27 protein-coding genes are annotated in these 24,559 nt (G+C 71.3%); 10 read left to right on the top strand and 17 right to left on the bottom strand.

The genetic code is table 11. The features are described from left to right. The first annotated feature begins 82 nt into the window (after window positions 1-82). The 5 genes from DJ010_RS04000 (at window position 83) to DJ010_RS03980 (ending at window position 2,971) form a co-directional block, all read left to right on the top strand. Window positions 83-745: an aggregation-promoting factor C-terminal-like domain-containing protein gene (locus DJ010_RS04000; RefSeq protein WP_109692290.1), complete on the top strand. Its 663-nt coding sequence runs from the start codon at window positions 83-85 to the stop codon at window positions 743-745. Window positions 746-1,044: 299 nt separating this feature from the next. After that, window positions 1,045-1,359 (top strand): GlsB/YeaQ/YmgE family stress response membrane protein, encoded by a 315-nt coding sequence (locus DJ010_RS03995; protein ID WP_109692289.1) that lies wholly within the window; start codon window positions 1,045-1,047, stop codon window positions 1,357-1,359. Then, the gene (locus DJ010_RS03990) at window positions 1,356-1,853 is read left to right on the top strand and encodes an HIT family protein (protein WP_109692288.1); all 498 of its coding nucleotides are present in this window, start codon (window positions 1,356-1,358) and stop codon (window positions 1,851-1,853) included. The genes DJ010_RS03995 and DJ010_RS03990 overlap by 4 nt, the downstream gene beginning before the upstream one ends. Window positions 1,854-1,894: 41 nt before the next feature. Beyond that, window positions 1,895-2,095, top strand: coding sequence for a hypothetical protein (locus tag DJ010_RS03985; protein WP_109692287.1), 201 nt, complete (start codon window positions 1,895-1,897; stop codon window positions 2,093-2,095). Between the two features lie 30 nt (window positions 2,096-2,125). Next, window positions 2,126-2,971: an ERCC4 domain-containing protein gene (locus DJ010_RS03980; RefSeq protein ID WP_146207254.1), complete on the top strand. Its 846-nt coding sequence runs from the start codon at window positions 2,126-2,128 to the stop codon at window positions 2,969-2,971. A 10-nt stretch (window positions 2,972-2,981) separates the two neighbouring features. On the opposite strand, the gene DJ010_RS03975 is transcribed toward DJ010_RS03980, so the two are convergent. The 11 genes from DJ010_RS03975 to DJ010_RS03925 all read right to left on the bottom strand — a co-directional run bounded on the left by DJ010_RS03975 (window position 2,982) and on the right by DJ010_RS03925 (window position 16,409). After that, window positions 2,982-4,370, bottom strand: a complete 1,389-nt coding sequence (locus DJ010_RS03975) for a class II fumarate hydratase (RefSeq protein WP_109692285.1) — start codon at window positions 4,368-4,370, stop codon at window positions 2,982-2,984. Window positions 4,371-4,422: 52 nt separating this feature from the next. After that, the gene (locus tag DJ010_RS03970; RefSeq protein ID WP_146207253.1) at window positions 4,423-5,424 is read right to left on the bottom strand and encodes a hypothetical protein; all 1,002 of its coding nucleotides are present in this window, start codon (window positions 5,422-5,424) and stop codon (window positions 4,423-4,425) included. A gap of 13 nt (window positions 5,425-5,437) precedes the next feature. After that, complete coding sequence (locus tag DJ010_RS03965; RefSeq protein ID WP_109692283.1) at window positions 5,438-7,363, bottom strand: hypothetical protein; 1,926 nt, start codon at window positions 7,361-7,363, stop codon at window positions 5,438-5,440. Between the two features lie 41 nt (window positions 7,364-7,404). Continuing rightward, window positions 7,405-7,698 (bottom strand): TFIIB-type zinc ribbon-containing protein, encoded by a 294-nt coding sequence (locus tag DJ010_RS03960; RefSeq protein ID WP_109692282.1) that lies wholly within the window; start codon window positions 7,696-7,698, stop codon window positions 7,405-7,407. Between the two features lie 67 nt (window positions 7,699-7,765). After that, window positions 7,766-8,932 (bottom strand): amidohydrolase family protein, encoded by a 1,167-nt coding sequence (locus tag DJ010_RS03955; protein WP_109692281.1) that lies wholly within the window; start codon window positions 8,930-8,932, stop codon window positions 7,766-7,768. Between the two features lie 87 nt (window positions 8,933-9,019). Next, entirely contained in the window at window positions 9,020-9,664 is a 645-nt protein-coding gene (locus DJ010_RS03950; RefSeq protein WP_109692280.1) for a response regulator, read from the bottom strand. Continuing rightward, window positions 9,661-10,833, bottom strand: a complete 1,173-nt coding sequence (locus tag DJ010_RS03945; protein ID WP_109692279.1) for a sensor histidine kinase — start codon at window positions 10,831-10,833, stop codon at window positions 9,661-9,663. Before DJ010_RS03945 ends, DJ010_RS03950 begins: the two co-directional genes overlap by 4 nt. 3 nt (window positions 10,834-10,836) lie before the next feature. Next, window positions 10,837-12,894, bottom strand: coding sequence for an MMPL family transporter (locus tag DJ010_RS03940; RefSeq protein ID WP_245927168.1), 2,058 nt, complete (start codon window positions 12,892-12,894; stop codon window positions 10,837-10,839). Between the two features lie 217 nt (window positions 12,895-13,111). Further along, on the bottom strand, window positions 13,112-15,121 hold the full coding sequence (locus DJ010_RS03935) for a hypothetical protein (protein ID WP_109692277.1): 2,010 nt from the start codon (window positions 15,119-15,121) through the stop codon (window positions 13,112-13,114). Between the two features lie 113 nt (window positions 15,122-15,234). After that, a complete protein-coding gene (locus DJ010_RS03930) occupies window positions 15,235-16,119 on the bottom strand; it encodes a homocysteine S-methyltransferase family protein (protein WP_211318641.1) in 885 nt (294 codons plus the stop codon). Further along, the gene (locus tag DJ010_RS03925) at window positions 16,116-16,409 is read right to left on the bottom strand and encodes a virulence factor (RefSeq protein WP_109692276.1); all 294 of its coding nucleotides are present in this window, start codon (window positions 16,407-16,409) and stop codon (window positions 16,116-16,118) included. The genes DJ010_RS03930 and DJ010_RS03925 overlap by 4 nt, the downstream gene beginning before the upstream one ends. Before the next feature lie 220 nt (window positions 16,410-16,629). Between DJ010_RS03925 and DJ010_RS03920 the strand changes: the two genes are divergently transcribed. Both DJ010_RS03920 and DJ010_RS03915 read left to right on the top strand, forming a co-directional pair. After that, the gene (locus tag DJ010_RS03920) at window positions 16,630-18,024 is read left to right on the top strand and encodes an alkaline phosphatase PhoX (RefSeq protein WP_245927167.1); all 1,395 of its coding nucleotides are present in this window, start codon (window positions 16,630-16,632) and stop codon (window positions 18,022-18,024) included. A gap of 35 nt (window positions 18,025-18,059) precedes the next feature. Then, window positions 18,060-18,701: a class I SAM-dependent DNA methyltransferase gene (locus DJ010_RS03915; protein ID WP_109692274.1), complete on the top strand. Its 642-nt coding sequence runs from the start codon at window positions 18,060-18,062 to the stop codon at window positions 18,699-18,701. A gap of 63 nt (window positions 18,702-18,764) precedes the next feature. Here the strand turns inward: DJ010_RS03915 and DJ010_RS03910 are convergent, their stop codons facing one another. Both DJ010_RS03910 and DJ010_RS03905 read right to left on the bottom strand, forming a co-directional pair. After that, window positions 18,765-19,256, bottom strand: a complete 492-nt coding sequence (locus tag DJ010_RS03910) for a hypothetical protein (protein WP_109692273.1) — start codon at window positions 19,254-19,256, stop codon at window positions 18,765-18,767. A 66-nt stretch (window positions 19,257-19,322) separates the two neighbouring features. After that, window positions 19,323-21,008 (bottom strand): fumarate hydratase, encoded by a 1,686-nt coding sequence (locus tag DJ010_RS03905; RefSeq protein ID WP_109692272.1) that lies wholly within the window; start codon window positions 21,006-21,008, stop codon window positions 19,323-19,325. 28 nt (window positions 21,009-21,036) lie between these two features. Between DJ010_RS03905 and DJ010_RS21745 the strand changes: the two genes are divergently transcribed. Beyond that, complete coding sequence (locus tag DJ010_RS21745; RefSeq protein ID WP_146207252.1) at window positions 21,037-21,285, top strand: hypothetical protein; 249 nt, start codon at window positions 21,037-21,039, stop codon at window positions 21,283-21,285. A 49-nt stretch (window positions 21,286-21,334) separates the two neighbouring features. Continuing rightward, window positions 21,335-22,408 (top strand): NAD(P)-binding domain-containing protein, encoded by a 1,074-nt coding sequence (locus DJ010_RS03900; protein ID WP_109692271.1) that lies wholly within the window; start codon window positions 21,335-21,337, stop codon window positions 22,406-22,408. A 13-nt stretch (window positions 22,409-22,421) separates the two neighbouring features. On the opposite strand, the gene DJ010_RS03895 is transcribed toward DJ010_RS03900, so the two are convergent. The 3 genes from DJ010_RS03895 to DJ010_RS03885 are packed head-to-tail and all read right to left on the bottom strand — an operon-like array spanning window position 22,422 to window position 23,743. Then, entirely contained in the window at window positions 22,422-22,763 is a 342-nt protein-coding gene (locus DJ010_RS03895; protein ID WP_109692270.1) for an ArsR/SmtB family transcription factor, read from the bottom strand. Next, window positions 22,760-23,245: an SRPBCC domain-containing protein gene (locus DJ010_RS03890; RefSeq protein ID WP_109692269.1), complete on the bottom strand. Its 486-nt coding sequence runs from the start codon at window positions 23,243-23,245 to the stop codon at window positions 22,760-22,762. The genes DJ010_RS03895 and DJ010_RS03890 overlap by 4 nt, the downstream gene beginning before the upstream one ends. Before the next feature lie 33 nt (window positions 23,246-23,278). Further along, on the bottom strand, window positions 23,279-23,743 hold the full coding sequence (locus tag DJ010_RS03885) for an SRPBCC family protein (RefSeq protein ID WP_109692268.1): 465 nt from the start codon (window positions 23,741-23,743) through the stop codon (window positions 23,279-23,281). Window positions 23,744-23,874: 131 nt separating this feature from the next. Here DJ010_RS03885 and DJ010_RS03880 point away from each other — a divergent pair, with 131 nt between their 5' ends. Continuing rightward, window positions 23,875-24,177, top strand: coding sequence for a DUF1905 domain-containing protein (locus DJ010_RS03880; RefSeq protein ID WP_109692515.1), 303 nt, complete (start codon window positions 23,875-23,877; stop codon window positions 24,175-24,177). On the opposite strand, the gene DJ010_RS03875 is transcribed toward DJ010_RS03880, so the two are convergent. After that, window positions 24,149-24,553 (bottom strand): VOC family protein, encoded by a 405-nt coding sequence (locus DJ010_RS03875; protein WP_109692267.1) that lies wholly within the window; start codon window positions 24,551-24,553, stop codon window positions 24,149-24,151. The genes DJ010_RS03880 and DJ010_RS03875 overlap by 29 nt on opposite strands. Between the last annotated feature and the right edge of the window lie 6 nt (window positions 24,554-24,559).

Genomic DNA, 24,559 nt, shown 5'->3' with positions numbered 1-24,559 from the left:
GGGTTGCCACTGGTCCAGGTCCAGCGACCTGGACCTTCCTCGGGGGCAACCTTCACTTGTTGTCGACCACGGATTGCGCCTCTTGTCCTCTCACGCGAAGCCTGCCCCCAAGCACCGCGGGACCCCCAAGCACGCTCACCTCAAGGAAACCCCGAAGCGCGCCGCTCGCAACGCCGTCGTCATGTCCGGTGTCGCGCTCGCCGTCACCGGCATCACCATCGGCGGTGGCCTGCTGAGCAAGGGCGGCACCGAGCTGCCCAGTGCCGCTGCGGACCTCGACTCGGCGGTCAAGGACCTGTCGGTCGACGGGGGGACGTCCGAGCCCCGCGAGCGGGTCGCTGTGATCTCGCGCAACGACCGCCGGGGCGCGGCAGACCCGACCAAGCAGGCGGGCCTGGTCACGGACGAGGCCGCTGCGGTCACCGAGTCGGAGCAGCTGTCGGAGTCCGACCCGCGCGACATCGCACGCGCCCTGATGGCCGACTTCGGCTTCAGCCAGAGCCAGTTCGGCTGCCTCGACTCGCTGTGGACCCGCGAGTCCAACTGGAACCCGTACGCCGACAACCCGACCTCGTCGGCCTACGGCATCCCGCAGTCGCTGCCGGGCGAGAAGATGGCGTCGGCGGGCAGCGACTGGGCGACCAACCCGGTCACCCAGATCAAGTGGGGCCTCGGCTACATCCGCGACCGCTACGGCAGCCCCTGCAGTGCCTGGGGCCACTCCGAGGCCGTCGGCTGGTACTGAGCTGGATGGCGCGAGCGTGTCGCTCCTTCGTCGCGCCACGCTGCCGCGCCGCGGTTGACGCGGTCACAGGCTGAGGCTGCTCGGCGTCCAGTCGTCGGCACGCGGAAAGCGGCATGCCCGGCGCTCCGGTCGCTCGTCCCTCGCTCCCTCCCGCGCCATCGCGCGCCGTTTTCCGCGATGGCCTCCGCGCGGGTCGCCGGCTGGTAGAGCGCCCCCTTCCGCGCGTCCCGCGGCGTGTGGGGCATGATCGAAGCATCTCGGACATGCGCACCCGCGCGTCCCGGTGAAGGAGAACCTTGATGGACGTCCTCTGGCTGATCATCGTCACCGTCATCGGCGGTGCGATCATCGGAACGCTCGGCAAGATGGTCGCGCCCGGCGACCGCGACAAGATCCCGTTCTGGTTGACCGTGGTCTGCGGCATCGTGGGCATGCTCGTCGGCAGCTACCTCTACTGGTGGCTCTTCGGCCACAACAACGGCTCGTTCGACGGCCACGAGGCCACGCCGACCAACGCCACCAACGGCATCGACTGGCTCCGCCACCTGTGGCAGGTCGCCGCCGCAGCGGTGACGGTGATGGTCGCCGCGGTCGCCACGGGCCGCAGCAGGTGACCTCGGGCGGCACCGACTTCCGCTCCGACCGCGTCGGTACGGCGCTCGCGGGCACCAATCCCACGGTGCTCCGGCGGCTGCGTGCCGGCTTCGCCGTGATCGGCGACGTGCAGCACCTGCCGGGCTACTGCGTCCTCATCACCGACACCCCCGGCGCGGACCAGCTCACCGACCTGCCGCCGGAGCGGCAGCTGCACTTCCTCGAGGACATGGCGGTCCTGGGTCGGGCCGTGGCGACGGTCTGCGCCCGGCGCGACCCGGAGTTCCGCCGCATCAACCTCGAGATCCAGGGCAACACCGACGCCTTCCTCCACGCCCACGTCACTCCGCGCTACAGCTGGGAGCCGCCGGAGATCGTGGGTTGGCCCGCCGCGCTCCATCACTGGACCGGCCTGATGACCGGGGGCGAGCCGCCGCTGCTCGGGCCCGACCACGACGACCTCCGCCGCGAGCTCGGGGAGGAGATCGACCGGCAGCTCGCAGCCGTCTCGTGAGCAGCAGGTATGCGGATCGCGACAGTGGGTAGCGACGGCCGGTGAACGAGGCACCGACGAAGTACAGCCGTCAGCAGTTCGTGCGCTACCAGCACGTGATCGACGGCCGACCCAACAGCGAGATGGAGAACGCCGTCACGGCCTACTCCCAGCAGTTCCCCAAGGTCGACCTGGACCAGCTGATGACCTTCGCGCAGTGGATGGACGAGCGCCGCGAGGCGGAGCCCACCGCACCTGCCTAGCCGCTGCTTCACCACGCTGCTGTGACCGACGTGGCTCCGGTCCTGGTCGACCACCGTGAGCGCGGCAGCGTGATCCCGGAGGCGCTGCGGGCCGCCGGCCTCGAGGTGCGGTCGACCGACCTGCCGGTGGGCGACTACGTCCTCGGACCGGGCCTGGCGGTGGAGCGCAAGGGCCCGAACGACCTGGGCGCCTCGATCCGCGACGGACGCCTCTTCGACCAGGCCGTGCGCCTGCAGTCCGCCTTCGCCCAGGCCGTGCTGGTGCTGGAGGGCGAGCCCCGGGGGATCGCCGGCGACTCCTGGCGCGGTGCCGTGTGCCGGCTCATCGAGGACGGTTTCACGGTCCTGCACAGCCTCGACGCCGAGGACAGCGCGGCGTGGATCATCCGGCTCGCCAAGCGAGCCCGTCGCCCCGGACCCACCGCCCCCACGGACGGCCCGCGCCGTTCACCACGCCACCCGTCCGCGCAGGCCGAGGCGATGCTCTCGGTCGTCCCCGGCATCAGCACGACCATGGCACGCAGCCTGCTCGTCGCCCACGGCAGCATCGCCGCCGTGGCCGCCGCGGCACCGGAGGGACTGCTCGCGCATCCCGGCATCGGCCCTGTACGCGCTGCCCGGCTGGCCGAAGCGTTGCACGGCTCGTACGTCCTGCCGCACGACCGGGAGCCGGAGCCCGGCCGCCCGCCTCGCGGCGCTCGCCCGCCGCGTCGGTGGCTCCTCCTCGAGCCCGACGCGACCACGGAGGCCCAGTCCTTCGACCGGCGCGCCATCGCCGTGCGCGCCCTGGCCTCGGCAGTCCCCGGCACGCAGCTGGTCGACGGGCTCACCGGCGAGGTGTCGGCGACAGCCGGCTCCTCGGAGGGTGCCGGCTGAGCCGGACGCCTCAGGGGTGGGTCATGCTCTCCACGTCGAGCGCAGCGTCGAGCTGCTCCATCGTGAGCTCGCCGCGGTCGACGTACCCCATCGCGAGCACCGTCTCCCGGATCGTGGCGCCGTCGGCGAGGGCCTGCTTGGCGATCTTGGCGGCGGCCTCGTAGCCGATGTATCGGTTGAGCGGAGTGACCACCGAGGGAGAGGACTCGGCGTACCGGCGCATCCGGTCGGCGTCGGCGGTGATGCCGTCGATGCAGCGGGCGGCGAGGGTGCGGGTCGAGGTCGACAACAGCCGGACCGACTCCAGGACGTTGCGCGCGAGGACCGGCATCGCCACGTTGAGCTCGAAGCTGCCGCTCGCACCGGCGGCGGTCACGGTGGCGTCGTTGCCGATCACCTGCATGCAGACCATCAGCGTGGCCTCGGGGAGGACCGGGTTGACCTTGCCGGGCATGATCGACGACCCGGGCTGGAGGTCGGGAAGGTGGATCTCGGCGAGCCCCGTGGTCGGTCCGGAGCCCATCCAGCGCAGGTCGTTGCAGATCTTGGTGAGGCCGACGGCGATCGTGCGCAGCACGCCGCTCAGCTCCACCAGCGAGTCGCGGGTGCCCTGCGCCTCGAAGTGGTTGCGCGCCTCGGTGAACGGCTGGCCGGTCTGCTCGGCGAGCGCCTCGATGGCCGCGGCCGGGAAGCCGTCGGGGGTGTTGATGCCGGTGCCGACGGCGGTGCCGCCCAGCGGCAGCTCCCGCACCCGAGGGAGTACGGCGTCCAGCCGCTCGATGCCGTAACGGATGGTGGCCGCGTAGCCACCGAGCTCCTGCCCCAACGTCACCGGCGTCGCGTCCATCAGGTGCGTCCGGCCCGACTTCACCAGGCCGGCGAACTCCGTCGCCTTCGCCTCGAGCGACTCCGCGAGCACGACGAGCGCGGGCTGCAGCTGCTCGACGACGGCGGTCGCGGCCGCCACGTGGATGGCCGTCGGGAAGGTGTCGTTGCTCGACTGGCTGGCGTTGACATGGTCGTTGGGGTGGGCCTCGACGCCGGCCTCGCCGCACAGCGAGGCGATCACCTCGTTGGCGTTCATGTTGGAGCTGGTGCCGGACCCGGTCTGGAAGACGTCGATGGGGAACTGGTCGTCGTACCGACCCGCCGCCACCTCCCGGGCGGCCGCCACGATCGCGTCGGCGACCTCGGCCGGCAGCACGCCGAGCCGACCGTTCGCCGCCGCCGCCGCGGCCTTCACCTGGCCGAGGGCGTGGACCAGTGCGGGCTCGATCGGGGTGCCGCTGATCGGGAAGTTCTCGACGGCGCGCTGGGTCTGGGCCTTCCACTTGGCCGAGGCCGGCACGCGGACCTCGCCCATCGAGTCGTGCTCGACCCGGAAGTCGTCATCGCTCATGGCACCGACAGTACCCACGCGGGGCCGGAGCCTCCGGGGGTCGGCCGACCGGTCACCGCTCGGTCGGGCAGGGCGCGTCGACCTCGTAGACGATGAGCACGCCGTCGCCGGCCTGCACCTGGCCGTAGCCCCCGAAGCCCTCGTTGCCGCGGGTCTGCCAGCCGTAGAAGAACTCGTTGCCTCCCTCGGCCTCGATGCCGGCGTCGAACGAGGCGTCGAGGTAGGGGCACGGGCTGGGCTGGCGGTCGACCTCGACGTAGTCGCCGCCCTCGTCGGCGAGGAGGACGACCTCGACGTCGGTGCCGTTGCGGACCAGCTGGAGGCGCGAGGTCGCCCCGTCGGTCTCGAGGTCGGTCTGGGCGAGGATCTCCTCGTCGCCCGCGGACTCGCCGGCGGTCGCCGTACCCGTGTCGTCGTCGGCCTCGCCTGCGGAGGAGTCGTCGTCGCGCAGGACCAGCAGCGCGATCGCGACGACGGCGACGACGGCGAGGGCAGCGGCGACGGCGAGGAGCAACGGGTTGGCACGGCGGCGCGCGGTCGCGCTCGGCGGCTCGACCGACGGCGTCGGCTCGCTGATGACGTGGGTCGCCACCGGCGGTGGCGGCGCGGGCACGGTGACCGGCGGCGCAACGGGCCGGGTGGGACCGGGGTCGGCCGGCGCGTCGGAGGAGCTCGGTCGCCCGGCCGTCGGCGTCGCCTCCGGGCCGGGCGTCGGCCGGGTGAGCACCAGGTCGACCGGTACGACGCCCAGCGCGTGCGCCAGCGCCGAGAGCGCCCACCGGGCGCCGCTGGTCTCGGTGGTGCCGCGGTCGCGCGCCAGCAGGTCGCCCTGCATCGCGATCGCGGTCGACGGGTCAACACCGAGGTCGAGCTGCTCGACCAACCGCTGCAGGGCGCCCGTCGCGATCGCACCCACGAGGAGGCTCACCTCGCCGGTGGTGGCGGAGCCCTCCGGCACGAAGTCGTCGAAGGCGGCGCGGAACGCGACCGGGTCGTCGAACACTTGTGGTCCGACCTCGGCCCGGAGCTCGACGAGCTCGTCGTGCAGCGCCACAGGGCACAGCATGTCAGAGCGGGAGGCCCCCGGTGGACGTGTAGGCGCGGAGCCGTTCGGCGAGGTACCCGCCGTCGTCGTCGGCCGACGCGGACTTCTTGCCCTGGTCGCCGCCGTTGGTCACGCCGTCCTCGGCGGCGTCGCACGGGCAGGTCATCGACGCCGGGTCGATGTCCACGCCGAAGACGATCCCGATCACGCCCGCGTCCCGCAGCGCGACGAGGTTGGCGAAGGTGTCGTCGGCGAGGATCCACTGCGCCCAGGTGTCGCGGTAGTGGTAGCTGTTGTCGTCCAGCGTCCGGTAGACGGTGTTGCCGACCGGCACGTTGTCGATCACCACCCGGGTGTCGGTCGCGGTCGAGATGCCCTCGACCCAGGTCAGCAGGACGTCGAAGAAGGTCGCGTCGGGCTGGTAGTCCGGGCCCTGCGACCCGCCCTCGGCGTACGTCAGGATCGTGTCGAGGAAGTCGAACCGCGCCCCGAACGTGGCATAGGAGTCGCCGAAGCTCATCGCCCAGGCGGCGACGTCCTCGGCGGCCGGTGGCTCCGGCAGCAGGTCGTGACCGACCTGCCAGGGCGAGACGGTCATGCCAATGCGTACGTCGGGCGCCAGCTCGTCGCGCAACGCCAGCCAGCCCTGCGCCCAGCCGGCGAACGTGTCGGGCAGGCCGTCGAGACCTTCGACACCGGACGAGGCCACGGATGCCGGGATCTCCGAGGCGTCGGCGGTCCCCTGGGACAGGATCTCGCCGGGAGCGTCGGGCTCGACGACGAGCTCGATCGGTCCGCCGGCGCTGCCGAGCCCGGTGAGGAGGTCGCGGACGTTGGTCCAGTACGCCGCCATCAGGTCGACGTCGTCGATCAGGTCGAGCAGCTCCTGCTCGCTCGCCTCACCACCGCCGACCTGGCGGAGGGTGTAGTACTTCACCCGCACCGGGATGCCCTGGTCGGTGAGCGCCTTCACCCGCTGGGCGGTGCGTTCGGGGCCGGTGGCCCGCTGGATGTCGGGATCGGTCGGGTCGCCGCCCCCGAAGATCTCCGTCCCCGTGCCCTCGCCGAACGCGGTGGGCACGGTGGTGTGGAGCGTCGTCGGCATCCGCACGATGAACTGGAACGTGCTCGGGGAGCCCGCTGGGAGCGCGGGCAGCTCGGCAGGCGCCGGCGGGAGCTGCGCGCCACCGCTGCCGGCATCCTCTCCGCCGGGAGAGTCGCCGGCCGCTGCGCTGTCCTGAGCGTCGGTGCTCTCGCCCCCGCTCTTCTCGTCGTCGCCGCCGAGCAGCACGAAGCCGGCGACGACGGCGATCGCGATGACGACGGCGACCGCGAGGACGATCGGGACCAGACCCCGCTTCCTCCCGGGCTGGGACCCGCTCCCGCCCGAGGGCGGAGCCGGCGCCGGGCTCGGCGCGAGGGCGGTCGAGGGCGGGGCCGGCGCTCCCGGCGGCGCGGGCGGCGGCGTCGTACCCGCTGTCGCGGTGGTCGCGGCGTGCGGCGGCACGTACGTCGGCGGCAGGTCCGCCGGCGCCACCGGAGCCGAGGCCGGCGTCGGCCGGGACGGCTCGCGCGCCGCGTCCGGCTGGGCGGGGCGGCCCAGGGCGGTCGGCCGCGTGGCCACGCCGCGGTCGGTGAGACCGCGGGCGTACGCGAGCACCGACAGCGCCCAACGGGCACCCTCGGTCTCCACCGTGCCCCGGTCGCGGGCGAGCCGCTCGGACTCGGCCGCGATCGCGGTCGGGGGGTCGGCATTCAGCTCGAGCTGGCCGACCAGCCGCTGGAAGGCGCCGGTCGCGATCGCGTCGACCAGCAGCCTCAGGTCGCCGGGGGTCGCCGCACCCTCGGGAACGAAGTCGTCGAACGCGCCACGGAACGTGTCCGCATCATCGAAGACGTGCGGACCAACCTGCGTGCAGAGCTCGCGAAGCTCGTCCTGGAGCGGCACGCTCGCGATGCTACTCGCGCGGAACCCGTCCGGTCAGTCCGTCAATCGAACAGTTCGCTGAGCCAGCTCTCCTTCTTGCGCTTCTTGTAATAGCCCTGCTGGGGCGGGTAGCGGTGCTGCTCGCGGCGGTCGTCGTACTGGTCGTACCGCGGCTGCTGCACCGGAGGCGCCTGCGGTGCCGGCGCGGCCGACTGCTCCATCGAGACCGACCGCTCGATGATCTTGTCGAGCTCGCCGCGGTCGAGCCACACCCCCCGGCACTCCGGGCAGTAGTCGATCTCGATCCCGCTCCGCTCGCTCATCACGAGCGTGGCTTCGTCGTTGGGGCAGCGCATCGGGTCTCCTCGCGTCGGGTGCTTCTCCGTGTCCAACGTAGCCACTGCCGGGGTGGTTCCCGTCGCCTCACACTGTGATGCCGAACAAGCTCTCGGCATTGCGGAACGCGATCTTCTCCTTGTCCTCACGGGGGAGGTCGACAGCCCGGAACCAGTCGGTGCCTTCCTTGATGCTCTCGATGAAGGGGTAGTCGGTGGCGAACATCACCCGGTCCACGCTGATGTACTTCAGCAGGAGGTGGAGCAGGTCGTCCTGGAAGAACGCGCTGGTGGTGAACCAGAAATTGTCCTGGAAGTACTGCTCGAAGGGCTTCTCGAGGGACTTCTCGGTCGGCTCGCCCATGTCGTTGGCGATCCGCTCGTAGTAGAACGGGAGGCCTTCGCCCATGTGGCCGACGATGATCTTCAGCCGGGGGAACCTGTCGAAGACCCCGTAGGCGATCATCCGGACGCACTGGATCAGCACCTCTTGGTGCCAGCCGAGCCCAGACCCGCTGAAGATGTAGTCCTGGTACTCCTTCGTGTACTGCGACCGTGTCGTCCTGAAGTACACGTCGTAGACATCGTCGGCCGGATACCCGGGATGCAGGTAGATCGGCACGTCGAGAGCCTCAGCACGCGCCAGCACGGGCTCGAGCTCGGGATGATCGAGGTACTTCCCCGTGATGTGTCCGTTCGTCAGTGCACCCAGGAAGCCGTCCTCGCGGACCGATCGTTCCAGCTCGTCCGCCGCGGCCTCCGGACCCTGCAGGGGCAGGGTGGCGAAGGCCTGGAAGCGGCCCGGGTACTGGGCCATCGGCCCCTCCACGAGCAGCCGGTTGAGGGCATGGGCCATGTCGATCCCCTCCTGCCCGGCGACGTTCTGCACCGACGGCGTGTGTGCAGAGAGGATCTGGACGTCGAGCCCCCCTGCGTCCATGTCGCGGATGCGGCGTTCGCCCAGGTCGGCAAGACCGATCTCCGTGAGGAACGTGATGTGATCCTGGTTGATGGAGTTCAACTCCAGCAGCTCGGAGGTTGTGAAGGTCTCCTCGGTGCCGATGAACTTCAGGTCTTGGTCGCGCAGCGTGAGGTCCTTCTCGGTGAGCGAGACCTCCGAGTGCTCTCGGCTGTCGTCGCGTGCCGCGAGGGCCGTCGCGGTCAGTCCTGCGCCGGCGCCGAAGGCAGCGGCGCCGGCGACGAAACCGCGGCGCCCGAGCAACCGGCGGCCCGAGTCTTCTCTGATCTTCTCCATGCAGATCACTCTTCTGGGTCCGCCCGCCCGGGTCGTCCGCCTACGGCAGACACCTGTCCGTACTCCGCGCGGAGTACGGAGCGCCCGTTAGAGGAGCCCGGCTTCGTAGGCGGCGATCACGAGATGGACGCGGTCGCGAGCGCCCACCTTCGCCAGGATGCGGGCCACGTGCGTCTTGGCGGTCAGCGGGCTGACGACGAGCTCGTCCGCGATCTCCTGGTTGCTCCGGCCGACGGCGACCAGCCGCAGCACCTCGCGCTCGCGTGCCGTCAGTCTCGCCAGCCGCTCGGGCGCCGGGGCCTCCGGGCGGCTCAGCGCCCGGGCGACGACCGCCCTGGTCGCCCCGGGCGACAGCAGCGTCTCGCCGGCCGCCACGATGCGGATGGCGTCCAGCAGCGTGTCCGGGCGGGTGTCCTTGGGCAGGAATCCGCACGCGCCGGCGCGAAGGCCGCGCAGGACGTTGGCGTCGGTCTCGAAGGTGGTCAGGATCAGCACCTTGCTGCCGCTCGCTGCATCGTCAGCAACGATCTGCGCGGTCGCGTCGATGCCGTCGGTGCCCGGCATCCTGATGTCCATCAGCACGACGTCGGGGCGCAGCGCCCGGGCCAGCGTCACCGCCTCCTCGCCGGTTCCGGCCTCGCCGACCACCTCCATGTCGTCCGCGGAGCCGACCAGCAGCGCGAACGCGCTGCGCACCAGGACCTGGTCATCGGCGAGCAGGACCCGGATCACGAGGGCACCCGCCAGCTGTCGGGCAGCGGCAGGCTGGCCGACACCTCGAACCCTCCGGACCTGCCGGGTCCGGCGGACAGCTCGCCGCCGACCGCCTGGGCTCGTCCTGTCATCCCGGCGATCCCGAAGCCTCCCTGCGTCGCCGTCGACTCAGGTCGCGCGGGTCCTTGGTCGAGGACGGCGATCCGCAGCCGGTGGTCGTCCTGGTCGAGCCGGACGGTCGCGCGCCCGGCCGTCGTGTGCCGGATGACGTTGGTGAGCGACTCCTGGATGATGCGGTAGGCCACGACCGACACCGTCGACGGCAGGTCCTCCGGGAGCCGGGTGGCCTCGACGTCGACGCGGACACCGGCCGCCTCGGCCATCTCCACCAGGCGGTGCAGCTCGCCGAGGTGCGGCGCCGGCTCGGTCGGCTCGCCCTCCCCGCCGTGCAGGACGTCCAGCACGGCGCGCAGCTCGTGGAGGGTGGCGCGGCTCGTGTCGGACAGGTCGTGCAGCGTGCTGGACAGCTCTTGCAGCGACGCGTCCTTCTTCGGCAGCTGGTCGATCAGGTGGGCAGCGACGGACGCCTGGACGTTGGCGACGGCGAGGCCGTGGGCCAGGACATCGTGCAGCTCGGCAGCGATGAGGACCCGCTCGTCGGCGACCCGTCGCTCGATCTCGTCGGCACGCTCCTGCTCCAGCCGTGCGGCGACGGCGGCCTTCCAGCTCTCACGGAAGCGGACCGCCAGCCCGGCGAAAAAGGCCATGAAGAGCCAGCCGACGCCGAGGAGGGCATCGCTCAGGGCCCCCGACGTCTCGTCGGCAAGGACCGGCACGGTCACCGCGGCCACCGCCACCAGGGCGGCGACGGGCCGCCGCTGCGGCTCGCTGTAGCGTGCCGCCGCGAACGCCGCGACGAGTGAGGCCGGCATCGTGGCCTCGTGCGGATAGTCGAGGAGGTGGTACGGCGTCGACACGGCGAGCACGACGAGGACGACGAGGATCGGCCGCTGCCGACGAGCCAGCAACGGCACCGACATCGCGCCCAGCAGCACGACCGCCCCCGCGTCCACCCTGCGCTCGCCGTCGAAGTCGACCGCCTGGAGCACGATGGCCGCGACCACGCCGAGCACGAACGCCGCCGCCGCCAGCAGCCGGTCGGCCACTGGCGGGCGGAGCGTCGTCATCGTTCACACGGGTTCATCGACCCGGTCCTCCCGGTCCTCCCGCGTGCGCCAAAGGCTGCTGGGCCACCAGATCCGCGGACCCAGCGACATCGTCAGTGCGGGAACCACGATGGAACGCACCAGCAACGTGTCGATGAGGACACCGACGGCGACCAGTATCCCAATCTCGATGAGCATGACGAGCGGCAACGAGGCAAGCACCGCGAACGTCGCTGCCAGTACGACGCCGGCCGACGTGATCACCCCACCGGTCACCGCGAGGCCGCGCTTGGTGCCCTCCACGGTCCCGTGCCCCACCACTTCCTCACGGACCCGGCTCATCAAGAAGATGTTGTAGTCGACGCCGAGCGCGACCAGGAAGAGGAACCCGATCAGGGGCACCGACGACTCCCAGCCGCCGAACCCGAGCACCCGGTCGAACAACAGGTTGCACAGTCCCAGGGCTCCGAAGAACGACACCACGACGGTGGCCACCAGCACCAGCGGCGCCACGACCGCGCGCAGCAGCAGCCCCAGGATCACGAGCACGACCAGCAGGATCAGCGGCATCACCCGGTTGCGGTCACTGGTGTTCGTCTCGTCCGTGTCCAGCAGCTCGGCACTCGGTCCGCCGACCAGCGCAGCGTCACCGGCCACCTCCTCGAGGTTGCCTCGCAGCCGCTTGATCGTGGCCGTCTCGCCCGCGCTCTCCGGCGAGTCGACCGGGATCGCCGAGATCTCCACCCAGTCCTCGCCGGCCCGATCGATCTCGGCGCTGACAACCCCGGACGTGTTCCGGACGGCGGCGAGGACTTCATCGCTCGTGTCCGGTCGGCTCATCACCGTGACCGGCTGGCCGCCCTGACCGGGGAAGTGATCGTCGATCAGCTTCGCACCGGTCACGGAGTCCGGTGAGGACCGGGCGAACTGATCCAGCTGCGGCAGGGAGCCGCTCGCACCTATCAGGCCCAGCGAGAGGGCGCCGAGGACCACCAGCGGCACGGCCCAGCTGACGACCCGACGACGATCGACCAGCTCGCCCAGCCGCGCCCATCGAGAGCCCGCTGCCTGCGGCTCAGCACCGAGTCGCGGCACGAACGGCCAGAAGACCCTGCGCCCGAGCACCACCAGCAGGGCCGGGAAGAAGGTGAGCATGACCAGCAGCGAGACCGCGATTCCCGCCGCACCCACGGGGCCGAGACCGCTGGTGCTGTTGAGGTCTGCCACCAGCAGGCACAGCAGGCCGGCTGCGACGGTCCCCGCGGAAGCGGCGATGGCCGGGGCGGCCGCCCGCAGCGCCGCCTGCATCGCGTCGACCGGCCGCTCGTGGTGGTGCAGCTCCTCGCGGTAGCGCGACACCAGCAGCAAGGCGTAGTCGGTCCCGGCGCCGAAGACCAGCACGACAAGCAGCGCCGAGCTCATGCTCGTGATCGTGAAGTCGAAGACCTGGGTGAGTGCATACACCGCACCCATCGACATGACCGCCGCGACCCCGACCGAGACGAGCGGGACCAGCCATAGCAACGGACTGCGGTAGGTCAGGATCAGCAGGAGCGCCACCACGAGGGTGGTCGCCAGCATCAGCTTCGCGTCGACGGTGTCGAACACCTCGTCCATGTCGGCGCCGATCGCAGACGGACCGGTCACGTAGACGTTCAGACCGTCCGGCCGGTCGGAGAGAAGCTCACGGGCATCGGCCACCGAGGTGGCCTCGGCCTCGTCGGTGACCCACGTGCGGTCCAGTGGTAGCCCGAAGACCAGCGCCGTGCCGTGGGAGGACTCGACGATCTCCGGACGTACGGCAGGGTCGTTGCCGAAACGCTCCGCCAGCTCGGCGTAGCCGCGCGCGGCCGCCTCCCGATCCGCCGGCCCGATGCCCTCGGCTCGTTCGTACACGACCACGAGCAGGCCGTCCCCACCACCGGGCAGGCCGGCTTCGGCTTGGAGCACCTTGGTCGACTGAGCACTGACCGGCAGGTAGTCGGCCTGGTTGTCGCGCGTCACCGAGTCGAGCTTGCCGGCCAGCGAGAAGCCGCCCACCACCAGCCCGATCCACACAGCCAGCATGAGCCACGGCAGCACGGACCTGGTCCGTGATCCTCGTGGCCCGGTGTCGAATCCTGGAGGGCTTGGCACCCGTAGCTCAGTCGTCATGATGACCAGGCTTCCAACCCAGCGGGGTTGAGGCGTCCGGCCGCGGCAGACACTTCGCCGTACTCCGTGCGGAGTACGGGCCTCCCGCAGGCGCTGCTGAGGCTGAGGGTTCCGCCCAGGTCCCAGGCGGGGGAGCAGGGTCGAGCTACCCCCGTGCTTGTCGCCGGCGGGCGCGTCCGCGAAGCAGCGCGCGGCCGAGCAGTGCCACGCCTGCCAGCAGCACCAGCCCGCCGGCGAGGAGACCTCCACCCACGGACGTGCTCCGCTCCGCGGCGTCGGACGCCTCGCCCGCTGCGGTCGTGGCGCCGTCGAGGTCTCCCTCGGCCAAGAGGTCGTCGGCCGCGGCGGCCTTGTCGTCGAGATCGAGCACGAGGGCACCGAGGGCCGCCACAGGGTTGCGCGACTCGGCTGCGGCCGCGTCGGCTGCCCCTACGGCCTCGACCGCCTCAGCCGCCCTCGGCAGGGTGTTGGAGAGCTCGTCGTACGCCGCCGCGCTCCCGGCGTCCTGGTAGAGCGCAACCAGCGACTCCGGAAGCTCCATGTCGTGGCGCTGGGCAGCCTCCTGGACCTCGAGGACGGCCGGTCCGAGGTCGGCAACCTGGGTGAGGGCCTGCTGGGCCTGCTCGAACTCCCAGTCGGTCATCGTCGCACGCACCCCGAGGGGCGGGGCCCACGGGCCGTCGGCGTCGTCGACGTCCTGGTAGTCCGCGAGGGCGCGACGGCGGTTCTGGAGGACTTTGCGTTCCCCTGGAGTGAGCGCCCACGTGCTGAAGACCCGGGGCGCCCCCTCGTCGCGGCCCAGCACCTGCACCAGGTCGAGGAACCGCTGCCATCCGGTGCGGCTGGCAGCGAGACGAGTCTCGCCGGGGACGGCGTAGGCGCTCTGCCCGGCGATGGCCGCGGCGAGCACCGTGCTGCGGGTGTCGTCGTCCAGGCCGTCGAGCAACGCCTCCATCGCCCGGTACGACGCGGGGTAGCCGTAGCCGTCGGTCGGCTGCGCGCGTCCACCCGCATCGCCCCAGGTGTTGAGCGGCACGGCCTGCTTGCTCGTGGCTGTGACCGGCCTCGGCCGGGCCGGCTCATCGCCCTGGATCTCGACAGCCCGAGCGGCGAGGTACTGGGCGATCCCTTCGTAGAGCCACCGCTCCTCGAACGAGGTCGACGAGACCCAGGCGTGCAGGAGCTCGTGGTAGAGCAGTTCCTGGTCGAGGCTCTCGCCGATCACGATGGAGCCGTCGGAGCTGTCGAACCAGCCGTCGTAGCCGCGGACGTTGACGGACAGGTCCTCGCGGACCGTCGTGAGCCCGCCCGGCCACGGGGTGCCGACCAGATCCGCCAGCACCGGGACCCCCGACGTCATCCGCGAGGCGACGAAGCGCAACCAGCGCTTGTCGTCGCTGAAGGCCTGAACCTCGACGTCCTGGTCGCCGAGTTCCACCGTCCTGGTGCGCGCGATGTCGAGGTCGCGAGCCGAGACCACCTCCCAGAAACCGTCCCCGGCCTCGGCCGTCGCGGTGTAGGTGACGGTCCCGCCGCCCGTGCCCTTGCCGTCGTCGAAGGCGTCGGTGGTCGCGTCGAAGCTCATCGATGCCGGCAGCACCACCTGGACGGTGTTCTGGCCGGGGTCGCCGCGTCCGTACACAGCGAACGTCGCATAGCCCGGCCCGACCCGCGTCTGGTTCTTCGAGCGTGGCTCCTCGCCGTCGAGTACGAACGAGACGGTGAGGGTGCGGCTCTGGCCGTAGAGCAGGTTGGAGGGGAAGTCGATGGTCGCGAGCGCCGTGCTCGGGTCCTTCGTGGGCTCCCGGGTCACCGAGAGCGGGGAGCCGTCGGAGACGGCCGTCAGCTGGGCCGCCTCCGTTGGGACCGGGATGGTGATGAAGGGCAGGTAGAAGTACTGGATGTAGTTGCCGGTGCGGTAGCTCGGCCGGTCGTTGCGCACCGTCATCGTCATCGTGGCCCGGACGACCTCCTCCTTGGGCTGGAGGACGTAGCGGCTGGTGGAGTCGACATCGATGCCGTCGTCGGCGTGGGCCGTGGGGGCGGCCAGCGCCACGGTGGCGGCGGCGACCGCGAGGGCGCGACGTCCGCGAGCGGCGTACGTCGTCAGTCCCTGCCGCGGGCAGGCGGACGCCGCCGAGCTGAAGACCCGCATTGAGGTTCCCCCGTTCCTGTGCCCGACCCGGATGGCGACTGGCAGCGAGGTGCCATTGTGCAGGGTCGTCCTCGCGCACGCCCTGGGTCGTCGGTGACCGCTCGGACAGTCGCTCAGGTCGGGATCAGCGTGGCGCTCATGGCGGCGATGTGCGCCGGCGTCGAGCCACAGCAGCCACCGACCAGGTCGATGCCGATGTCCGCCAGCCGGGTGGCGTGTGCAGCCAGGTCGTCGGCGGTGGCGTCGTACTCGAAGTGGTCGCCCACCACCTGCGGGAGGCCGGCATTCGACTGGGCGACCAGGAGCAGGTCGCCGGTGCGGCTCTGCGCCATCTCCGCGGCGATGACCTCCATCTCCTCGGGACCGCGGCCGCAGTTGGCGCCAGCAGCGTCGGCGCCTGCCGCGGCCAGGTGGGCCACTGCGTCGCCCGGGCGGACGCCCATCATGGTGCGCAGGTTGGTGTCGAAGCTCATCGTCACCGCGACCGGAAGGTCGGGCGCGACCTCGCGCGCCGCAGCGAGGGCAGCGTCGGCCTCGCCGAGATCGCTCAGCGTCTCGACCAGCACCAGGTCGATCCCACCCTCGACCAGCGCAGCGAGCTGCTCGGCGAACAGCGCCTGCGCCTCCTCGGGGGTCAAGGTGCCCAAGGGCGCCAGCAGCTCGCCGGTCGGGCCGAGGTCGCCGGCGACCAGCAGGCCGTGCTCGTCGGCCACCGATCGCGCGAGCTGCGCCGCCGTCCGGTTCACCTCGGCCACGCGGTCGCCGAGCCCGTGCATGTCCAGCCGCGGCCGGGTGCCGCCGAAGGTGTTGGTCGTCAGCAGCCGCGCTCCCGCTTCGGCGTACGCCGCGTGTGCCGCGCGGATCGCGTCGGGGTTCTCGAGGTTCCAGAGCTCACCGGGTGCACCGTCCTCGAGGCCGCTGTCCTGGAGCAGCGTGCCCATGCCGCCGTCGAGCAGGACGGGGCGGTCCGCGCCCAGCAGCGCCGCGAGCCGGTTCACCGGCCCAGCCCGTCGAGGTAGCCGGCGATCCGGTCGGTCGGCCACTCCGCGTCGAGCTCGGCGGCGACCCGGTCGAGCACCTCGGCCGGAGTGCCGTCGGCCTCGGTCCAGGGGGACCGGTCCCATCCCGCGAGGTAGTCGTCGGCCCCGGTGTCGCCGAGCCGCATTGCCGCCTCGTCGATCGCCTCCTGGAACCGCGCTGCGAGCTCGGCCTTCACGGTCTCGTCACCCGACCGGGCTGCGACCATCGACGGCAGCTCACGCCACCGGGTCACCTGGTACTCCGTCATGCGTCCGAGCCTAGGTCCGCCGCCGCGGCTCGACGCGCGGGTCCGGCGAGTGAACACCACCGCCAGTCGGCTTGCTGTCGACCATTGCCCCACCTGCACGCGCTGCTTAGTCTGAGGGCTTCACCCGGACTCCAGGCGGGAGCACGCCATGTCAGTGGATCGCAGGACTCTGGTCAGGTCGGCAGCAGCACTTTCTGCGGCCGGCCCCTTCGGCGGGTTGGTGGCGCAGCAGGCCGCGCAGGCGGCTCATGTCGCGCCCCGCGCAGTGGACCTGGTGCCGGTCGAGGACAAGCGCGACGGGAAGGTGCGGCTGCACCTGCCACCGGGGTTCAAGTACCGCTCGTTCCACGACACCGAGGCGCCGGTGGTGCTGCACGACGGCACCGAGCTGCCCGGACGGCACGACGGGATGGGGGCGTTCCGGGGACCGGACGACACCTTCATCCTGGTGCGCAACCACGAGGTCAACAACCCGCGGCCCGCGTTCGGGCCGGGGAAGCCCTACGACCCGATGGCCGGCGGCGGCACCACCACGATCCAGGTCACCAGGCGCGGCGAGGTGCTGCGCAGCTTCACCAGCCTCAACGGCACGATGATGAACTGCTCCGGCGGCCGGATGCCCTGGGGCGCCTGGGTGACCTGCGAGGAGACGGTCAACGGGCCCGACGTGGGGCCCGACTTCACCGGCGCGTCCAACGTGCCGCTCACGAAGCCGCACGGCTACGTCTTCGAGGTGCCGGCGAAGCACCGGCAGAGCGCCGGTCAGTCGACCCGCAAGCCGATCCGCAACGCCGGCCGGTTCGCGCACGAGGCGGTCTCGTTCGACCCGAAGGACGGCTACCTCTACCTCACCGAGGACAACTTCGCCTTCGCCTCGGGCTTCTACCGCTACCGGCCGCCGGCCCACCCGATGAAGGCCGGGCGGCTCAAGGACGGCGGCAGGTTGCAGATGCTCAAGGTGAAGGGCACGCGCAACGCGCACCTCGAGGGACATCAGGTCGAGGGCGCGACGTACGACGTGCAGTGGGTCGACATCGACGAGCCCGACGTCCTCTACCCCTACGAGCCCGGCGAGGTCGCCCCGACGCCGAACGACACCGCACTCACCCACGTGAGCAGCCAGGGCTGGGCCAAGGGCGCGGCGTACTTCTCCCGCTTGGAGGGTCAGGTCTACGACAGGGGTGTCGTCTACTTCACCTCGACCCAGGGCGGCGGGCTGGCCGAGGATGGGTCCCACGACCCGGCCGGGTTCGGCAACGGGTCCGGTCAGGTGTGGGCCTACCACACCCGCTCGAAGCGGCTGCGCGCCCTGTTCCAGTCCTCTGGGCCGCTCCAGCTCGACCTGCCCGACAACATCACCACCTCGCCGCGTGGGACCCTCGTGGTCTGCGAGGACAACACCAACGACAACTTCATCCGCGGGCTCTCGCCGAACGGCCGGATCTGGGACATCGCGCTCAACCGGCTGCGCAGCAGCACCGACGTCGACCGCAGCAACGACGAGTTCGCCGGCTCCACGTTCAGCCCGGACGGCCGCACGCTGTTCGTGAACATCCAGGCCAGCGCGGGCATGACGTTCGCGATCTGGGGGCCGTGGCGCTCGATCGGGGTCTGAGGGCAGCCGTACGTCGTCGTGAAGGGGCCGGGGCGATGAGTGCTGACGAGACCACCAGCGACTGGTTGCTCGAGGGCACGACGGATCCGGACGAGGTCGCGGGCCGGTACGACGCGTGGGCCGAGAGCTACGACGACGACCTCGTCTCCTGGTCCTACCAGGCTCCCGGGGTTGCCGCAGAGGCCGTGATCGCCCACCAACCGGAAGCGCGCACGGTGCTCGACGTGGGCTGCGGCACCGGACTGGTCGGCAAGGCGCTCCGCGCACGGGGCTGCGCGGCGCGGATCGTCGGGCTCGACATCTCGCAGGCGTCCCTGCGCGTCGCTCACCAGACCGGCGCCTACGACGCGCTCGACCGGGCCGACCTGCAGCAGCCGCTCGGCGTCGAGGACGACAGCATGGATGCGCTGGTGTGTGCCGGGGTGATGACCTACCTGCCCGACGTCGAGGCGGTGTGGCGGGAGTTCGCCAGAGTTGTCCGGCCTGGCGGCATCATCGTCGTGACCCAGCGCGAGGACCTGTGGGAGCCACGCAGGTGCCAGGAGGTCGTCGACCGACTGGCGACCGACGACGTGTGGACGGCGCTCGACGTCAGCGGCCCGGCGCCCTATCTCCCCCACGCAGACGGGGGCCTGGCCAGCCTCGGTTGCTACTACCTCCTCGCCCGGGTTCGTTGATCCGGACGACTTTGCGCCCACTCGGAGACCTGGGCCCGCGCGGCGAGGTGCATCCGCTGCTGACTAGGCGGGTGTCAGCTGCCGGTCCGTCTGACGACGGTCGGTGAGGGCCGGGTGGGTGCTGACCAGGAGGAGAGCTGCGGCCAGGCCGAGGAGGATGAACGCGGCCAGGTAGAGGTTCGCGACGTGGTTCAGTTGCCCGGGATCGAGATGGACCCCACCGACGCGCTGGTCGTGCGGGTAGGAGTTGGCGACGAGCCAGACGGAGGGGGCCAGCACTGCGAGGCCGGCGACCGCGCCGACGCCGGAACCCCAGGCCGGCTTCAGCACGAGGGGCAACGACGCCAGCAGGAGGATCGCTGCGGGGGAGAGGACCATCGCGGCGACGAGGATGCCGAGGCTCCAGAGGCCGGCGTCGCCGCCGGCGTCGAAGATCGCGGTCGCCTCGGCGTCGTTGGCACGGACGAAGAAGGCGAAGCCGGCGACCAGTGCCACGAGGGCGAGCAGGCGGAGCCACAGGGCGTGGGGGACGCGCGGGGGAGGACGATCGGTCATGCATCGATCCTCGACCGAGGCAGCACGGATCGCCTGAGTATCCAGGCTCAACTCCCGGCAGGCGGCCTACTCCGCCGAGCGCACCCGGATCCCGGAGATCGGCACGGTGACCGCGCCGGAGGGGTCGGTGAAGAAGTCGTTGCCCTTGTCGTCGACGACGATGAAGGCGGGGAAGTCCTCGACCTCGATCTTCCAGACCGCCTCCATGCCGAGCTCGGGATACTCCAGCACCTCGACCGACTTGATGCAGTCCTGCGCGAGACGTGCGGCCGGGCCGCCGATCGAGCCGAGGTAGAACCCGCCGTACTCGTTGCACGCCTCGGTGACCTGCTTGCTCCGATTGCCCTTGGCGAGCATCACCATCGAGCCGCCGGCGGCCTGGAACGACTTCACGTAGGAGTCCATCCGGCCGGCGGTGGTCGGGCCGAAGGAGCCGGAGGCGAAGCCGTCGGGGGTCTTGGCCGGGCCGGCGTAGTAGACGGGGTGGTCCTTCAGGTACTGCGGCATCTCCTCGCCGGCGTCGAGCCGCTCCTGGATCTTCGCGTGCGCGATGTCGCGGGCGACGACGAGCGGGCCGGTCAGCGAGAGCCGGGTCTTCACCGGGTGCTGCGACAGGGTCGCCAGGATGTCGGACATCGGTTGGGTGAGGTCGATCTTCACCACCTCCCCGCCCTGGATCAGGTGCTGCTCCTCGGTGTCGGGGAGGTACTGCGCCGGGTCGGTCTCGAGCTGCTCGAGGAAGACGCCCTCGGCGGTGATCTTGCCGAGGGCCTGCCGGTCCGCGGAGCACGACACCGCGATCGCGACCGGGCAGGACGCCCCGTGGCGGGGCAGGCGGACGACGCGGACGTCGTGGCAGAAGTACTTGCCGCCGAACTGCGCGCCGATCCCGAACGACTGCGTCAGCTCGAACACCTGTCGCTCGAGGTCGAGATCTCTGAAACCGTGGGCGCTCATCGAGCCCTCGGTCGGCAGGTTGTCGAGGTAGTGCGCGGAGGCGTACTTCGCCGTCTTCAGCGCGAACTCCGCGCTGGTGCCGCCGATCACCACGGCGAGGTGGTACGGCGGGCAGGCGGCGGTGCCGAGCGAGCGGATCTTCTCGTCCAGGAAGCTCAACATCCGCTTCGGGTTGAGGATCGCCTTCGTCTCCTGGAACAGGAACGACTTGTTGGCCGAGCCGCCGCCCTTGGCCATGAACAGGAACTTGTACTCCGGCGTCCCGTCCTTCGCCGGCGTCGAGTAGAGCTCGATCTGCGCGGGCAGGTTGGTGCCGGTGTTCTTCTCCTCGTACGTCGTCAGCGGGGCCAGCTGGCTGTAGCGCAGGTTCAGCTTCGTGTAGGCGTCGAACACGCCCCGGCTGATCGCCTCCGCGTCGTCGGACCCGGTGAGCACGCCCTCGGACTTCTTGCCCATCACGATCGCGGTGCCGGTGTCCTGACACATCGGCAGCACGCCGCCGGCGGAGATGTTGACGTTCTTCAGCAGGTCGAGCGCGACGAAGCGATCGTTCCCCGACGCCTCGGGGTCGTCGATGATCTTGCGCAGCTGGGCGAGGTGGGCCGGGCGCAGGTAGTGGCTGATGTCATGCATCGCCTCGGCCGTCAGCCGCTGGATCGCGGCCGGGTCCACCCGCAGGAACGTCTGGCCGTCGGCCTCGAACGTCGAGACCCCCTCGGTCGTGACCAACCGGTAGGGGGTGTCGTCCTTGCCGGTCGGGAGGAGGTCGGAATACCGGAATTCTGCGTCAGCCACGACGAAGCAGCGTAGCGTCCCTCCTCTGATGAGCCGTAAGCCCGATCCCCTCGGTCCCTACGCCACTCCCGAGGAGCTGGCGAGGGGACAGCGTCGCGCCACCCTGATGCTGGTGATCGGCGCCGCCGCGCTGGTGCTGGCCGTCGTCGCCCGCCGCTACGTCCACGACGAGGCCCTGGTCCGCACCTACCTGTTCGCGGGCGGGCTGCACCTGCTGGCCGCCGTCGGGCTGATCGTCCGCATCTCCCGCACCGGCGACTTCGAGCGGGTGGACTGACCGCAGCGGAGGCGCGGCATAACCGGTCGGCCCGGTTGGTTGACCCATCATGCAGGTGTACGACGCCGTGGTGATCGGAGCGGGCCAGGCCGGCCTCTCCGCGTCGTACCACCTCAAGCGGCTGGGCGTCGACCACGTCGTCCTCGACGCCAACGAGCGCGCCGGGGGAGCGTGGCAGCACCGCTGGGACTCCCTCTCGATGGACGACGTCCACGGCGTCGCGGACCTGCCCGACTCGCCCGCGCCGAGCCGTGGCGAGGACCGCGCCAACAACGTGATCCCGGGCTGGTTCGGCGACTACGAGCGGACCCACGACCTGCCGGTCGTTCGCCCGGTGCGCGTCGACCGCGTCGAGAGGGACGGCGAGCTGTTGGTGGTCCGCGCAGGCGACCGCTCCTGGACGACCCGCACCCTCGTCAACGCGACCGGCACCTGGAGCCAGCCGTTCGTGCCGCACTACCCCGGCATCGAGACCTTCCGCGGCGAGCAGCTGCACACGGCCGACTATCCGGGCGCCGCGCACTTCGACGGCAAGCGGGTGCTGGTCGTCGGCGGCGGCGCCTCGGCCGTCCAGTTCATCGGCGAGCTGGCGCCCCGCACCGACGTGCTGTGGGTGACCCGCCGCGAGCCGGTCTGGCGCGACGACTGGGACGAGTCGGTCGGACGGGAGGCGATCACGCTCGTCCAGCAGCGCGTCGCCCAGGGCCTGCCGCCCGCCAGCGTCGTCAGCGTCACCGGCCTCGGCCTCCGCCCGCAGGAGCAGGAGGCCGCCCGGCTCGGGGCGTACGACGCGCGCCGGCCCATGTTCGAGCGGATCGAGCCCCACGGGGTGCGCTGGTCCGACGGCGCGTTCGAGCCGGTCGACGTCATCCTCTGGGCAACCGGCTTCCGCCCCGCCGTCGCCCACCTCGCGCCGCTGCACCTGCGCAGCCCGCGCGGCGGCATCGCGCTGCTCACCCTCGGCAAGGACGTGCAGACCGCAGTGACCTCGGCGGTCGACCCGCGGGTGCAGCTGGTCGGCTACGGGCCCTCGGCGAGCACCATCGGTGGCAACCGGGCAGGCCGGGCCGCCGCGACCGCCGTGCGCAGCTTCCTGAGCGAGGACGCCCGCGCCCTGGCTTGACGCCGGGAGCGGCTCATTGCTCCTCGGCCGCCCGCTGGATGCGCTCGGCGATCCTCTTGATCCTCCGCAGGCGGTCATCCCAGGCCGCCCCGACCTCGGCCAGCTCGGCCGCGGCGCGGGCGAGCTGGACCTCGTCGACCCGGTAGCGGCGCTCCCGGCCGACCTGGTCGCCGTGGACCAGGCCGGCGCGGTCGAGCACGCCGAGGTGCTTGGCGACGGCCTGCCGGGTCACCGGCAGCTGCGCCCCGAGGCTGGTCGCCGTGCCGCCGCCCTCGGCGAGCAGCAGGTCGAGCATCCGGCGACGGGTCGGGTCGCCGATGGCCGACCACAGCTCGTCGGCGACCGCCGTGGTCACCGGGCCACCCCGACGGCGTACGTCGTGAGCACGCCCAGGAAGTGGTCCCAGCCGTTGCTGTGGTCGGCGTGCACCTCGCGGGCCTTCGCCTCGGTCCAGCCGCGCTCGCGGAAACCGGACTCCCGGAACGAGAGCAGGGTGCCGGTGCCGGACGGCTCCAGCTCGAACACCACCAGGTTGGCCGTCGTCGGCCCGGGCTCGACCCCCTCCTCGTGGGTCCACCAGAAGGAGAACAACCGCGACGGCACGGCGTCCGCCACCTGGAAGCGGACCCGTTTGCCGCCGGTCTCCAGGTCGCCGAAGCCGAGCCAGCCGGGCTCGCCGGCCGCGAACTCCGCGTCGTCGGCCCACCACTCCCGCACGTGCGCCGGGTCGCTGATCACGGCGAACACCACGTCGGGCGAGGCTTCGATGTGGAGCGACCGCTCGATGGTGGCATGCTCCCCGACATCCTCGGCATCCCCGGCTCTGCTGGCGGCCATGGCGGTCAGTCTCCCATCCGGTGCGCACATCGGTCAGTGCCAGTCGCTGATCGTCACATCGCGCGGCGAGGGCGCGCCGGTGCCGGTCTCGACCAGCTGCTTGAGGCTCAGCAGGTAGCTGGCCCACTTGGTGCTGCAGTGGTGGAGGAACTCCACCTCCTCGGTCCAGCCGACGTGCCCGAAGTTGACGATGGTGTAGCCGCCGTCGGCCTCGGTCAGCTCGAACTGCGCCCGGGTGCCGCGCCACTCCGCCGGCTCCTCACCGGTGAACCGCCACACCACCCGCTTGCCCGGCTCGAGCTCCTCGACCTCGAACCGGATCGAGCCGACGAGCTCGCCGGAGTCCCGGCGGAAGGTCACCTCGACCTCGCTGCCGACGGTGTCCGGGCCGCTGGTCTCCTCGGTCCACCACGCCGCGACGCCCTCCGGCGTCGCGATCGCCCGGTAGACCTCGTCGATCGGCGCGACCGCGCCGACCCGGTGCCAGATGTCGATCATGTCCTCGTTCCTCTCGTGCAACCTTTGGTTGCATAAAGGTAGAACATCGAGACCGATTACGCAACCGATGGTTGCGCATTCATCTCCGGTCGAGCCGGTCGGTGTCGCCGGCCGGCTCTACGCTCACCTTCGTGGAGTTCGAGTTCTCGGCGACCGTGATCGAGTGGCGCGGGCCGGCGCCGTACTACTACGCGGTCATCCCGGTCGAGGAGAGCCAGGACGTCAAGGAGTCGGCCAAGGGCCTGGAGTACTGGGGCCAGGTGCCGGTCGCGGCCCGCGTCGGGCACACCGACTTCACGACCGCACTGTTCCCCAAGGACGGGCGTTACCTGCTCCCGCTCAAGGACGCCGTACGACGGGCCGAGGGCATCGAGCTCGGCATGACCCTCGAGGTCGGGATGGACCTCAGGCGGACGGCTCCTCGAACAGGGTGAGGTGCACGTCGGCCGGAGCGTCGAAGCGGGCGTTGATCGACTCCCAGGGCGTCCGGGTCGGCGGCGCGACGCGGATCGCTCCGCCCTCCTCCGCCGCGACCGTCGCGGCCTCGCAGTCGTCGACCTCGAGCGCGACCCGGAAGTGCGGTGCGACCCGTTGGCCCACCTCGACCTCGTCGATGAAGTCGATCTGGGCGTCGTTGCAGAGCTCGAGCGTCGCGCGGCCGGCATCGAGGATGGTCACCTCGGCGCCACCGGGTCCCGAGTACGCCTCGGCGGTCGGCATGCCGAGCGCGTCACGGAAGAAGGCGAGCGCCTGTTCGTAGTCGGTGGCGTGGACGACGAGGCGGAGCTGGCGAACTGTCGGAGCGGTCATGTCCGG

Source organism: Nocardioides silvaticus, from assembly GCF_003160695.1.
Lineage (GTDB): Bacteria > Actinomycetota > Actinomycetes > Propionibacteriales > Nocardioidaceae > Nocardioides > Nocardioides silvaticus.
The sequence above is the reverse complement of the archived record's forward strand: the minus strand, read 5'-3'. Positions and strand labels throughout refer to the sequence as shown.